The organism is Mesorhizobium sp. GW821-FHT04C10 (assembly GCF_059420305.1).
Window position 1 is genome coordinate 6,721,882 of record NZ_JBWKTL010000001.1, and the last position, 12,454, is coordinate 6,734,335.

10 protein-coding genes are annotated in these 12,454 nt (G+C 64.8%); 4 read left to right on the forward strand and 6 right to left on the reverse strand.

The features are described from left to right. Positions 1-34 precede the first annotated feature (34 nt). From AC07UC_RS32145 to AC07UC_RS32155, 3 genes are all read right to left on the reverse strand, one after another. Positions 35-1,033, reverse strand: a complete 999-nt coding sequence (locus AC07UC_RS32145; RefSeq protein WP_140775208.1) for a GlxA family transcriptional regulator — start codon at positions 1,031-1,033, stop codon at positions 35-37. A gap of 28 nt (positions 1,034-1,061) precedes the next feature. Then, a complete protein-coding gene (gene folD, locus AC07UC_RS32150) occupies positions 1,062-1,961 on the reverse strand; it encodes a bifunctional methylenetetrahydrofolate dehydrogenase/methenyltetrahydrofolate cyclohydrolase FolD (protein WP_140774826.1) in 900 nt (299 codons plus the stop codon). A gap of 183 nt (positions 1,962-2,144) precedes the next feature. Continuing rightward, positions 2,145-4,712, reverse strand: a complete 2,568-nt coding sequence (locus tag AC07UC_RS32155) for a GumC family protein (RefSeq protein WP_494908687.1) — start codon at positions 4,710-4,712, stop codon at positions 2,145-2,147. A 197-nt stretch (positions 4,713-4,909) separates the two neighbouring features. Here AC07UC_RS32155 and AC07UC_RS32160 point away from each other — a divergent pair, with 197 nt between their 5' ends. Next, positions 4,910-6,205, forward strand: coding sequence for a lipopolysaccharide biosynthesis protein (locus AC07UC_RS32160; protein WP_494908688.1), 1,296 nt, complete (start codon positions 4,910-4,912; stop codon positions 6,203-6,205). Positions 6,206-6,223: 18 nt separating this feature from the next. On the opposite strand, the gene AC07UC_RS32165 is transcribed toward AC07UC_RS32160, so the two are convergent. Genes AC07UC_RS32165 through AC07UC_RS32175 form a run of 3 tightly spaced genes read right to left on the reverse strand, consistent with a single transcriptional unit; the run spans position 6,224 to position 9,110 of the window. Next, entirely contained in the window at positions 6,224-7,150 is a 927-nt protein-coding gene (locus AC07UC_RS32165) for a DUF6492 family protein (RefSeq protein ID WP_494908689.1), read from the reverse strand. Then, positions 7,147-7,941: a WecB/TagA/CpsF family glycosyltransferase gene (locus AC07UC_RS32170; protein WP_494908690.1), complete on the reverse strand. Its 795-nt coding sequence runs from the start codon at positions 7,939-7,941 to the stop codon at positions 7,147-7,149. Before AC07UC_RS32170 ends, AC07UC_RS32165 begins: the two co-directional genes overlap by 4 nt. Further along, entirely contained in the window at positions 7,938-9,110 is a 1,173-nt protein-coding gene (locus AC07UC_RS32175; protein WP_494908691.1) for a glycosyltransferase family 4 protein, read from the reverse strand. The genes AC07UC_RS32170 and AC07UC_RS32175 overlap by 4 nt, the downstream gene beginning before the upstream one ends. A 172-nt stretch (positions 9,111-9,282) precedes the next feature. Here AC07UC_RS32175 and AC07UC_RS32180 point away from each other — a divergent pair, with 172 nt between their 5' ends. From AC07UC_RS32180 to proC, 3 genes are read left to right on the forward strand one after another with little or no spacing between them, the layout of a single operon-like run. Then, complete coding sequence (locus AC07UC_RS32180; protein ID WP_494908692.1) at positions 9,283-10,281, forward strand: glycosyltransferase family 2 protein; 999 nt, start codon at positions 9,283-9,285, stop codon at positions 10,279-10,281. Further along, entirely contained in the window at positions 10,250-11,578 is a 1,329-nt protein-coding gene (locus tag AC07UC_RS32185) for an O-antigen ligase family protein (RefSeq protein WP_494908693.1), read from the forward strand. Before AC07UC_RS32180 ends, AC07UC_RS32185 begins: the two co-directional genes overlap by 32 nt. Positions 11,579-11,638: 60 nt before the next feature. Next, positions 11,639-12,454: a pyrroline-5-carboxylate reductase gene (proC, locus tag AC07UC_RS32190; RefSeq protein ID WP_140774818.1), complete on the forward strand. Its 816-nt coding sequence runs from the start codon at positions 11,639-11,641 to the stop codon at positions 12,452-12,454.

A 12,454-nucleotide genomic window follows, 5' to 3' on the forward strand; every position in this document is an offset into this window, starting at 1 on the left:
AAGTGGGGGAAGTCAGAGCTGCCTTCCAGGCGGCTCAGTAGGTGGTGCGGCGCTCCTCGGAAGGCGGACGGCCAAACTGCAGCCGGTAGCTCTGGGCAAAATAGGAATGCGAGGTGAAGCCGGTGGCGATCGCCACGTCGAGGATCGGCATATTGGTCTGGCGCAGCAATTCGCGCGCCCGCTCCAGCCGCAATCGCATATAGTAGCGGCCAGGCGTGACATTGAGGTGGCGCAGGAAAAGGCGCTCCACCTGGCGCACCGATAGACCCGCCGACTTGGCGAGTTGCACCGCTGACAAGGGTTCGTCGAGATGGTCGGCCATCAGTTCGACGATGCGCCTCAACTTCTCCGACTTGCCGGTCAGGTCGCGCTCCGGACCGACGCGCTGGCGGTCCCCGGCCGAGCGGATGCGCTCGTGCTGGAACTGGTTGGCGACGCCATTGGCGAGGTTCGAGCCGAAATCGCCACGCACGATCTCCAGCATCAGGTCGATCGAGGTGGTGCCGCCGGCGCAGGTGTAGCGCTTGCGGTCGATCTCAAAGACATTGCCGGTGCAGTTGATGTCGGGGAAGCGCTCCATGAAGCCGGCGCGGTTTTCCCAATGGATGGTGCAGCGGTAGCCGTCGAGCTGTCCGGCCTCGGCCAGCAGGTAGGAACCAACCGACAGCGCGCCGAGCGCGTTGCCGCGCCGGCCCCAGCTGCGCAGGGCCGCCAGCACCTTGCTCTTGCCTGGAAATTCCGTCGTCAGGCCAACCGAGACGAAGAGGATGTCGACCGGCGGCAGGTCGGCGACGCTGTAGTCGATCTTGAGCGGCAGGCCGTTGGAGGCCATCACCGGATCGCCGTCGGCCGACACCGTGGTCCAGCCATAGAAATCGCGGCCGAGCAGACGGTTCGCCGAACGGAACGTGTCTATCGCCGCGGCCAGCGAGAACATGGAGAACTTGTCGACCAGCAGAAAGGCGAACTGCCGGCCACCTTGAACGGGATCACTCGTGACCGGCCGTTCCTGGGAAACAGAGGGGTTCGGCAAAGCTGCGGCTTTCAGGGTCAACCCGGGCTCAGAAGGAGGGCCGTTTCAATCCGGCCGCAAGGTATGCGGAAGCTAACGTATTGGCCATCAGCATGGCAATGGTCATCGGCCCGACACCGCCGGGCACCGGGGTGATGGCGCCGGCTTCCCTGGCCGCCTCAGCATAGGCGACGTCGCCGACCAGGCGCGACTTGCCCTCGCCTTTCTCGGGCGCGGGAATGCGGTTGATGCCGACATCGATGACGGTGGCGCCGGGCTTCACCCAATCCCCCTTGATCATTTCCGGCCTGCCGACGGCGGCGACAAGAATGTCGGCCGTGCGGGCCAGCGCCGGCAGATCCTTCGTGCGGCTGTGAGCGATGGTGACGGTGCAGTTGGCGGCAAGCAGCAGATTGGCCATCGGCTTGCCGACGATGTTGGAACGGCCGACGACGACGGCGTTGAGGCCGGACAGATCCTTGCCGCGCACGCGCTCGATCAGAAGCATCGAGCCGGCGGGCGTGCAGGGAACAAAGGCCGTGTCGAGTTCGCCGGTGCCGAGCTTGCCGACATTGATGAAATGGAACCCGTCGACGTCCTTCTGAGGCGCGATAGCCTGGATGATCTTGCCTGCGTCGATATGGGCAGGCAGCGGCAGCTGAACCAGGATGCCGTTGATGGCCGGATCGGCGTTGAGTTCGGCGATGATCTTGAGCAGCGCCTGCTCAGAGGTCTCGGCCGGCAGCGTGTGCTGCAGCGAATGAAAGCCGCATTCCTTGGCGGTGCGGGATTTGGAGGCGACATAGACCTGGCTCGCCGGATCCTCGCCGACGATGACCACGGCCAGACCGGGCTTGGCCTTACCCTTGGCGACCAGTTCGGCAGTCAGGGTCTTGACCGTCCGCACCACATCCTCGGCGACGCTTTTTCCGTCAATCACTTCGGCCATGAACCATCCTCAACACTGTTTCGTCCAACGCCGCTTTCGGGAACACAACGCAGCGGCGCCGGCAACATGCAGCGCGGCATTGTCACGAAAATCCCACCACGCAATCCCGCCAAAACGCCGTCCGATGCCGTTTACGCGAAACCGGGTTGCTTTTGTTCGGCCTCGACCACGTATCTTTGTGGCTCAGAAGTAGCGGCGGCGGGCGCGGCTCTCGGTGAGTTCGCGAACCGCCTCTCGGAATTCGCGCAGGCTGGCGCGGATTTCCTCGATTGGCGCGTGTTCGGCGCTTTCCTCGACCTGTGATGGCTCCACCGGCGACTGGGCCGGATAGGCCGGTTGCTGCGGCGGAACGGGCTGCGATGGATGCGGCATTTGCCCGGCATAGGGCGCCATGGCCTGGGCGTAGGGATTGCTAGCCGGCGACTGCGCCTGCCACGGCTGCATTTGCGGATAGCCGGCCTGCTGTGCGGGGGGATAGGGCGGCGGCGGATAGAGCGGCTGCAGCGGCATTATCGGCGACCGCGACGGCGGCCCCATCGGCTGGGAATAGGCGGCATCGAAGCCTGGCGGGAAAGGCGGCCGCGCATAGTCCGACGACCGAGGCATGAAGGCGGAATCCGGATTCGGAAAGCCGGAAGGCATGGCAGCATCCGCCGGCCCCGCGTGTTCACCAAAGGCGGCGAATTCGCTGGCATCATCCGCCTCTGCGGAGGGCTTGCGGGACACGGCATCGCGCAGCTTCGCCATCAGTGCGCCGATCCGCCCGGGCCGTTCCGCGGGAGCGGCTTCGGTCTGCGCGACGGGCGGCGGTGATGCAGGTGGCGGCGGCGGCGCCGGAGGCACCGGCGCCGCCGGCATAGGCGGCGCGGGCGGTGGTGCTGTCCGCAATGTCTGATCTTCGAGAGGCGGCTTGCGGTCGCGGCGCGACCGCGATGTCGCGGTCTCGCGCAGGCTTTCATAGGCACCGCGCATGGCGCCGAGGCCGACGCCGGAGGCAAAGCCCAGGAGCAGGCCGGCAAGTGCTATCACGACCCGCGACGGACCGTTCGGCTCGAGCGGAACGGAGGGCGGCGAGATGACGGTCATATTGGCGGTGTTGATACCCTTCTGCTCGCCAATCTCCTTGGCGCGCAGCAGATATTGTTCATAGACGGAACGCTTGGCCGCGGCGTCGCGCTCCAGTTCGCGCATCGAGACGAGGTCGCTGTTGACGTCACCGCTACGGACCTTCATCTGCGCCAGTTGGGACGCAAGGTCCTGCTGGACCTGGATCGAGCGCTTCAGGTCAACCTGCAGCGACGAGGCAATGCGGCTGAGTTCGGTGGCGATGCGATCTCGCGCCCCGGCAATTTGCGCGTTGAGCGCCTGGAGTTCGGGATGACGCGGACCCAGCCGAACCGCCGCGCGATCGGCCTCCTGCTTGAGCGTGGCATATTGCGCGCGCAGGTCGCTCATCGTGTTGGAATTGATTTCTTCCGGCAACGTACCGCCGAGTACCGAATTGACATTGATCGACCGGGCGGAGGCAGCGCGGGCGTTCAGTTCCGCCGTACGGGCGCGAGCAACGGACAGTTGCTCGTTGACCTTGAGCATCTGATCATCGCTGATCAGGTGGCCCTGCGCATCGACTAGGTCGTGCGTGGCCCTGAAATCCTCGACCTTGCGCTCGGCCGTCTCGACGCTTTTGCGCATCTCCTCGAGTTTCGCCGTCAATTCGTTGTTGGCCCGGCCGGCGGTGAGGGATTGAAATTCACCCGAGGTCTGCAGAAAGACATCCGTCATCGTTTCTGCGATGAGCGCCGATTTCTGTGCGTTCTGCGTGGTGACGCCGATCACGATCGTGGAGGTCTTGCCCGCGCGCTCGACCGAAAGCCTTTCGGCCAGATTGCCTACGGCTAGCGACAGGCGACGCGGTTCATCGCCACCGCCCGGTCCGTCGTGGCGCAACAGGATCGTGCGGATCAGTGACATGACGCCCAGGCCGCCCGTGCCTTGGCCATTGAACTCCGGGTCGTCGGCAAGATTGAGCTTGTTGACGACCTTGCCCAGCACCGTGCCCGAGGTCAGCAATCTGATCTGGTTCTCAACGTTGACGAGTGTCGCGTCAGGAACAACCGCCATCTGGGTGAGATCACGGTCCGAAAGTTTCAGGTCGCGCGGATCGACGACCAATTCGGTCATTGATTCGTATTTCTTCGGCGTCGACAGCGCGATCGCTATGCCGAGGCCGGCACCGATCAGAGTGGTGGTGATGATCAGCAGCTTCGACCTGGCAATGCCGCGCACCACGTGCATCGGATCGATCAGCGGCTTCCATTGCTGGTCGTCCCCACGATCGCCAAAGGAGGCATCCGCTTCACCCGCCCGGCGGGATCCGGATGTTTCGTCGGAACGAACGCTGCCGGGAGGTTCTCCCGCGGCCGGCCGTGCGCGCGGCATGGCCGGCGGCAGATCGCCGCTGCCGGCGTCCTCCCGCGAGCGCCAGGCGTCATCCTGTGCGGCCGCTTCCGGCTGCTCGTCCGGCTGGAACGGCTCAGCTTCGACGGCGGCCGCCGATGGCGTTGGCTTCGCCCGCGCCTCACGCCGTGAACGGGCAAGGCGGTGGCGCGTGGCGGCATCCTCGCGCCATGCCGGATCCGCCCGATCCCCTATCGAGACCAGGGACGCGTCGTCCTCACCGCGCATGGCCTGGCCGAGCGCCAGCAATGAACGCTCGCGCCTCCAGTCTTCACGGTTTTCCCTGTCGACCATGTCTTGGAGCTTCACTCTTTAGCCACTTGGCAGCAGCGGTCGGCTATTCGTTAAGTCACGCTAAACAAGCATAGGAAACAAAAGGTTAATTTTGGCCGGCCGGCGGGTAAGCTTTTCATAACCTCAAGGGCTGGAATCTCAACGCATCCGGGCCTCAGAACGGCACGTTAAGCTTTCCCGCTTATGGCTTCCCAGACATGACCGAAGCTCGCGGCATACCGCAAAGGCGCAGTTTCGCCCGGATCGGCACTTTCGTGGCCGAGCGACGGGGGCTGGTCCGCGACTATTTCTCGGCGATCAGCGGCGCCGGCGGGCGGCTGGTGTTTTCACTGGCCTATTTCATCGCCCTCGCCAACACCTTGTCCATCTCCGAATTCGGCATGTTCGCCACCGCTTCGGCGGCCGGGGTGATGCTGTCGCGGATCCTGGCCTTCGGCTTCATCTCCGCGCTCTATCGCACCGCCACCATCCGCCCCAATCTGATCGGCACCTTCACCGCCGGCTTCCTGCTGCTCGGCATCGTTTCGCTGCCGCTGCTGGCCGCGGCCTCGTTCGGCGTCTACCTGGTCTTCTTCGCCGGTACCGTGCCGCTGTCGGTGTTCTCGGCGATCGTGTTTGCCGAGGCGCTGTTGTGGCGGCCAGTCGAGGTGGCGCTGATCGTCAACAACGGGCTGGGAAAGTTCGGCCGTGCCGCCATACTGGCGATCGTGGCAACGGCGTTCCGGGCGCTTGGCGCAGTGCTGTTCATGGTCTCGGCGCAACACAGCATCTGGGCGTGGTCGTGGTTCTATATCGGCGCCAACGCCGCCTCGCTGCTTCTGGCTTTCGGCTGGTTCTATCCGCGCCAGCGGCTGCGGCTGCGCATCGAGCTTTATCTGCGGCGGCTCGCCGATTCCATCTATGTCGCCGGCGCCGAGGTGCTGTTCTATCTGCAATCGGAATTCGACAAGCTTCTGGTGCTGGCGATCGGCGGCCCGCATCTGGCCGGTATCTATGCCATCATCATGCGGCTGGTCGACCTGACCGCGATCCCGATCCGCACCTTCTCCATGATGCTGGTGCAGCGCATGATGCGCGCGCCGGACCTGTTGTCGCGGCTGACGGTCAAGAGCGGCATCGAGGGGGGCGTCTTCCTCGTTTCGACGCTGGCGCTGCTGGCGCTTGGCATCGTGCTGCACTTCTTCCCCAACGCGCTTGGCAGGAATGTCTCCGAGGCAGCACCCTTGGTGGCGCTGGCGATCTGCGTTCCGGGGCTGCGCAATCTGGTCGAATACCAGGCCGAGCTTCTCTTCGCGCGCGGCCAGACGCTGGTGCGGGCGCTCAATCTGGGCCTGCTTGCCGCGCTGAAGGCGCTGTTGCTCACCTATGTGCTGACCACCATCTCCGATACGTCGAAGTTGGTGCTGTCGCTCAATGTCGTCTTCCTGCTGCTTTATCTCGCATCGATGCTGCTGACCTATTCGGCGCTGCGCAAACCCGCGAAAGCAATCTAGAGCCAGCCGGCCTGATCTCTATCTATCCAGCCCAATCAAACGCCGGATGCGGCCGATATCGGTGCCGATGAAGGATTGCATGCCGATTGCCACCTGCTGCGGCGCCATGCCGGCAACGAAGCGGCGGAACTCGTCGTCCGACAGCGCTTCGCCCGTCCAGTGCACGCGGCAGAATTCTTCCGAACCGTGGAAGTGGCCGGCTCCATCCAGCAGATCGTCGACATAGCGGCCATAGATCATGCATTCGGAGAATCTGCGCGCCGAGCCGACGACCTCGACCCAGTCGCGGCCATGGACCTTCTCGATCTGACCGCACATGGCAAGCACGGTGTCGCGGCGCCAGGCAATCAGGGTCGAGATGTAATCGTGGGTTGATACGCGGGACGGGTCGATGCCAAGTGCCGAACCCGCGTTGCGCGACCAGATGCGATGCTCGTCATGACCTTCGTCCGCCAGCACGCCGTCGCGGCGAAACAGGCGCGCCTTGCCGTCGCGCCAGAAGGCGGCGCAGTCGAAAGGCTTGAGGAAAGCGACGTCGGAATCGCAGAAGACCAATATGTCTTCGCTGGCATGGGCCGATATGGCGATGCGGCGCAGTTGCTGCACGTGCCAGCCGCGCAGCGGCTGCGTCTTCAGGCTGAGCCAGACACGCCGGCGAAACAGGCTGAGCGGATCGTCCAAAGCGCGCAGCCAGCGCGGCAGCAGGTCGCGCTCGTCGACGACAGTGCGCCGGCTTGTTTCCAACTGGCGGAAAAGCGCAACGTCTCGATGCTCGACCAGGATATAATGGTGCGCGGCCCCCGAAACATGCCGGTCGAGGGTCTCGCACAACAGGCGGCAGCGCTCGAAATCCGGCGCGTAGCTTGCCGTCACCACCGCCGCCGCCGGCGTCCTCGGCAGCAGGCCCGGGCCGGCAAGCACGTCTGGAACGAACCGTTTGTTCAACGGAGTTCTCCCGCCGTCTCGGCTCCGCGCGACCATCTCTGCCTGACGACCCGCCACAAGAACACCGGATTGCCGACCACATAGCGGCGCCAGAGCCGGCCCGGCTCGACCGCCAGCCGGAACAGCCACTCCAGGCGCAGGCGGCGCATCCACAGCGGCGCGCGCGGCACCGAACCGCTGAGGAAATCGAGCAGCGCACCGACAGCGACCGGCATGGTGCAATGGCGCTCGTCGATATGGCGCGCTATCCACAGTTCCTGTCTTGGCACGCCCATGGCGACAAGCAGCATGTCGGGCCGCAGCGCCGCGATCCGGCCGATGATCTCGGGTTCCTGCGCGGCGGAGAAATAGCCGTCATGAACGACCACGAAATTGTGCTGCACGGCAAGGGCGGCCAGCTTGACCGACGCCGCTTCGGCATTGACACGCGTCGCGCCGAGCAGCCCGACGGTCAGCGGCCGTGTCGAGGCCTGCAGGAAGGCCGGCACGAAATCGGTGCCGTTGAGATTGTCCGGAAACGACGAGCCATAGAGAAGCTTGGCGGCGAGATCGACGCCGATGCCGTCCGGCAGGATGAGGAAATCATCGAGCGCCTCGGCGAAGACGGGGTCGGTATAGGCGATGTTGGCATTGTGGGCGTTGAGGAAACTGACCTTGGTGAAGCGCCGCTCGGCAATCAGCCGGTTCAGCAGGGCGATCGCATCGTCCCAGCGGATGGCAAGCACCGAAATGCCTAGGACCGTCTTCAGGCTGTCGAGGCCGAATGCGGCGCGGGCGGTGTGCATGTTCATGCAAACACCTCCCGCCTGACCGCCCCCAGCTTTTCCAGTCCGAGTTGGATGGCGGCATCGAGCGCCTTGACCTGCCGGCGATGGAACGCGCTGCCGTCGACGTCCCGGATGTCGGCCGCGGCGGCCTCCAGCGCCCTGGCGAAAGCGGCTGGATCGTCGGTGACGACGCAATTGTCGGGACGATGGTCGATGCCGCGCAGCGAGCGGCCGGTGGCGACCGACGGCAGGCCGAGTTCGAAGGTTTCGATGGTCTTCAGTTGCACGCCGCTACCGGCGGTGCTGATCAGCGGGATGACGGCCGCGCCGCTTACGAACGCCCTTGCATCCGGGACACGGCCGACAAACTCGACACCCGGATGCGCCGAGGTCACACCGGAAGGCATATGGCCGGCGATGCGGATGCGGAAATCCGGCCGCAGATGCGGCACCACCTTGCCCAGGAACCAGTCGAGGCCGATGCGGTTCGGCTGCCAGGTCCAGGTGCCGATCAAGGCGGCGTCGCAGTCGATCCGGCGCGGACCTTTCCGGGCGGGCGCCCTGGCGCCGGTCACCAGCGGCAGCACGGCCGAGCGGTTATCGGTGGCGACGCCGAGTGCCGCGCGGTCTTCCTCGGCCAGCGTGAAGACGAAGCGCGCGCGGCGGCAGAGACGCTCTTCGACGATCCCGAGCAGCCTTGCCTCGCGGCGGAAAAGCAGGCGCTGGAAGAGGCCGCCGGCGGCGGCCGCGTTCTCCCGCGCCGAGAGATGCTCGACATTGTGGGCGACGAAGAGCGAAGGCCGGTCCTCCAGGAGCCGTTCGAAGGCACCGGCGAACTGCACGGAATTCAGCACATAGCCATCGAATGGACCGGCCCGTTCGAGAGCGGCCTGAACATCGCGGTCGGACACCGCGCGCAACTTGACGGATGCGAAGGTCAGGCCTGACAGCATCGCCTTGCCGACCCAGGTGAGCTTTGTCAGTGCCGAGGCACTTTCCGTGCGAACGTCGACCGCACCCAGCACCACGGTATTTTCGGGATCGGAAGCAACTTTCCCGGGCCAAATGAAGCCGATGACCGTGACGCGCGCGCCAGCCCGCCGCAAGGCGGCGATGATCGCAGCATTGGCGATCTCGTAGCCCGAGGCGAGAGCACCGTCGGGCACGATCGATGTGGCGAACAGCAGATGCATCTCACCTATCCTGTGGTGTAGCCGGTAGCAAAACGCGGTGAACCCTTGATTAAGCGAGCACAATCAACGCCCGAAAGCCCCTGTCCGTCGGGCTTCTCCGTGCAAGGTGATTAACGAAACCTTATCACCGTACTGCTACCAGAGCCCCAACTCACCATGTGGCTGGACACGGATGATCCCTTTGCCATCGGATGGTTCGGTATCGATCGCTGGACGGTCTCCCCGGCTTGACGTGGAGGCTGTCGAAGCGGTGGTCACCTTGCCGACCTTCAAGCGGCCCGAACAGGTGCTGGAGACGCTGGCTTCGCTCCGCGCACAGCGGACCGGCAGGCGCTTTGCCGTCATCGTCATGGAGAACGAAGCCGAGGCGCGTGACGGCGCCAAGGCGGTGCTACCGCTGTTCGAGAGCGGCGAGATACCGGGCATGGTCATCATCGCGCATGAGCGCGGCAATTGCAGTGCCTACAATGCCGGCTGGCAGACGGCGATCCTGCACTTCCCGAACTTCAGGCATCTGCTGGTCATCGACGATGACGAGATCGCCGATCCGCATTGGCTGGAGCGCATGTGCCTGGCCGCCGAGACGCTCGGCGCCGATATTGTCGGCGGCCCGCAGGTGCCTGTCTTCGCCGACCCCGCCCATGCGAAATGGGCCGAACATCCTGTCTTCGCGCCACCCTACCGGGAGACCGGACGCGTGCCGGCGCTCTATTCGTCGGGCAATCTCCTGGTCGGTCGCAACGTGCTGATCGCCATGGGGCCGCCCTTCCTCGATCTCAGATTCAACTTCATGGGCGGCGGCGATTCCGACTTCCTCAGCCGATCGGCGCAAAGGGGCTTCGTGCTCGGCTGGTGCGCCGAGGCCAAAGTGCACGAAACCGTTCCGGCGCGGCGTATCGAAGTCGACTGGATCCGGGCCCGCAGCCTGCGCAACGGCGTGATCTCGACATTGGTCGAGAAGAAGAAGCGCGCCGGCACGCCGCTGGCCGGCGCCAAGGTATTCGCGAAGAGCCTGGCGCTGCTTGCCGCTTCGCCGTTTCGCGGCCTGATCCGGCTGGCGCGGACCGGATCGCCGGCGATCGCCATCTACCCCATGCATGTGGCGCTCGGCCGCGTGCTGGCCGAATTTGGATATGCCAATGAGCAGTATCGCCAGCCCGAGAAAAACTGAGCGCGCCCCGCTCAGCGCCGCGTTCACGCGCGACGGCGTGGCGACCGCGATCGCCGCACTCCTGTTCACCGTCATCATGGTGTCCTTCCGCCCGTTCCAGCCGGCCGGCGCCGAACTCACCGGCGAGGGCGGCGACATCGTCAACCAGCTCGGCTTTGGTTCGCTCGGCGCCATTTCGATCTTCTCGTTGATGGCCTTCGCCGATCCCCGCATCGTGCGCTCGCTGCTCAGCCCCTCCTGGGTGCTGATGCTGGGTTTCTTCTTCCTGTCGGTGGTGCTGGCGACCGACCCGCCCTCGGCCATGCGCGCGGCTTCCTTCACAATGATCGGCATCCTGACCATGGCAACGATCCTGGCGCTGCCGCGTGATGCCGAGTCCTTCTCGAAAGTCATCATCTTCACCGCCGTCGTGGTCATGGGCCTTTCCTATCTCGGCCTGATCGTCTTTCCGCACGAAGCGTTGCACACGGCCGACTCCCAGGAACCGGAACATGCCGGCCTGTGGCGCGGCGTTTTCACTCACAAGAACATCGCCGGCCCGATCATGGCCTGCTTCAGTTTCGCCGGCCTTTACCTCTACCGGCGCGGGCAGCGCTGGTGGGGCGCGGGGATCTTCTGCGCGGCGATGATCTTCATGCTGCACACCGGCTCCAAGACCACCGCCGGGCTGGTGCCGTTCTCGATCCTGATCGTGGTGCTGCCGAGCCTGATGGGGATGCGGCTCGGCACGCCGATCCTGTTTGCGCTGGCGATCATCGCGACGGCGGTCGGCACGCTGGGCATTGTTTTCCTGCCGCCGGTGAAACATCTGGCGGCGATCTATTTCCCCGACATGACCTATACGGGCCGCACGACGCTGTGGGAGTTCGCCGGCTCGATGCTGGCGAAGAAGCCCTGGACCGGCTACGGCTATGAGAGCTTCTGGGGCACGCCGCTGCTGCTCAACCAGGATCAGCCCTTCGATCGTCCCTGGGACATCAGAACCATCGTGCACGGCCATGACGGCTATCTCGACATCGCCGTGCTGATGGGCGTTCCGGCGCTTTGCGTGGCGGTCTACACTTTTCTCATCGCGCCGCTTCGCGACTACATGCGCATTCCGCTGCGCAAGGAAAACATCTATCTCGGCGACTTCTTCATGATGGTGGTGCTGTTCACCGCGCTGAACGCCTTCCTGGAAAGCTTCTTTTTCCATCGCGGCGATCCGGTTTGGCTGTTATTCGTGCTTGGCGTGCTTGGCCTGAGGCAGGTGTCGCTGCGTCCGATCGCGGTGCGCAACCCTTCCCGCCCAGTCTGACAGGGCTTTCCGGACGCGGCGCGAACGTTTATGTGAGGCCTTTCCTCGGAGGGCTTTCAAATGACGATCAGGCTTGTTCTCGCCGGCTGCGGCAATATGGGTTACGCCATGCTCGCGGGTTGGCTGAAATCCGGCAAGCTTGCGCCGTCAGCGGTTTTCGTCGTCGAGCCCAACGCCGATCTTCGCCAGCGCGCCGCCGCACTCGGTTGCGGCACGGCTGGAGATGCCGGCGCTCTTCCAGCCGACGCGGTGCCTGATCTGGTCGTCATCGCGGTGAAGCCGCAAGTGATCCGCGACGTCACCGCCGACTACAAGCGTTTTGGGGACGGGCGCACCACGTTCGTCAGCATCGCCGCCGGCACACCAGTGGCGACTTTCGAGGAAATCCTGGGAAACCGCGCGCCGATCGTGCGCTGCATGCCCAACACGCCTGCTTCGATCGGCAAGGGCATGATGGTGGTGTTCTCCAATCAACTGGTTTCCGACGACACCAAGCGTTTCGTCGCCGACCTGCTGTCGGCGAGCGGCGAAGTGGCTGATATCGACGACGAGGGCCTGATGGATGCCGTGACCGCCGTGTCGGGATCGGGGCCGGCCTATATCTTCCACTTCATCGAAGCGCTGACCGTGGCCGCGGAGAAGGCGGGCCTGCCGCCGGCAACCGCCAAGCTGCTCGCGATGCAGACGGTCTATGGCGCCGCCTCACTCGCCGCCGAAAGCCAGGAGGAACCGGGCGTGCTGCGCCAGCAGGTGACCAGCCCGAACGGCACGACAGCAGCCGCCCTTGGCGTGCTGATGGGCGAGGACCGGCTGACCAATCTGCTCACCGAAGCGGTTGAGGCGGCGCGGCTGCGGTCGATCGAACTGGGGAAATAA

Excerpts from the sequence above, each read along its gene's own strand:
- folD (WP_140774826.1), bottom strand. The coding sequence starts at position 1,961 with ATGGCCGAAGTGATTGACGGAAAAAGCGTCGCCGAGGATGTGGTGCGG.
- AC07UC_RS32155 (WP_494908687.1), bottom strand. The coding sequence starts at position 4,712 with ATGGTCGACAGGGAAAACCGTGAAGACTGGAGGCGCGAGCGTTCATTG.
- AC07UC_RS32160 (WP_494908688.1), top strand. The coding sequence starts at position 4,910 with ATGACCGAAGCTCGCGGCATACCGCAAAGGCGCAGTTTCGCCCGGATC.
- AC07UC_RS32170 (WP_494908690.1), bottom strand. The coding sequence starts at position 7,941 with ATGAACATGCACACCGCCCGCGCCGCATTCGGCCTCGACAGCCTGAAG.
- AC07UC_RS32175 (WP_494908691.1), bottom strand. The coding sequence starts at position 9,110 with ATGCATCTGCTGTTCGCCACATCGATCGTGCCCGACGGTGCTCTCGCC.
- AC07UC_RS32180 (WP_494908692.1), top strand. The coding sequence starts at position 9,283 with ATGATCCCTTTGCCATCGGATGGTTCGGTATCGATCGCTGGACGGTCT.
- AC07UC_RS32185 (WP_494908693.1), top strand. The coding sequence starts at position 10,250 with ATGAGCAGTATCGCCAGCCCGAGAAAAACTGAGCGCGCCCCGCTCAGC.
- proC (WP_140774818.1), top strand. The coding sequence starts at position 11,639 with ATGACGATCAGGCTTGTTCTCGCCGGCTGCGGCAATATGGGTTACGCC.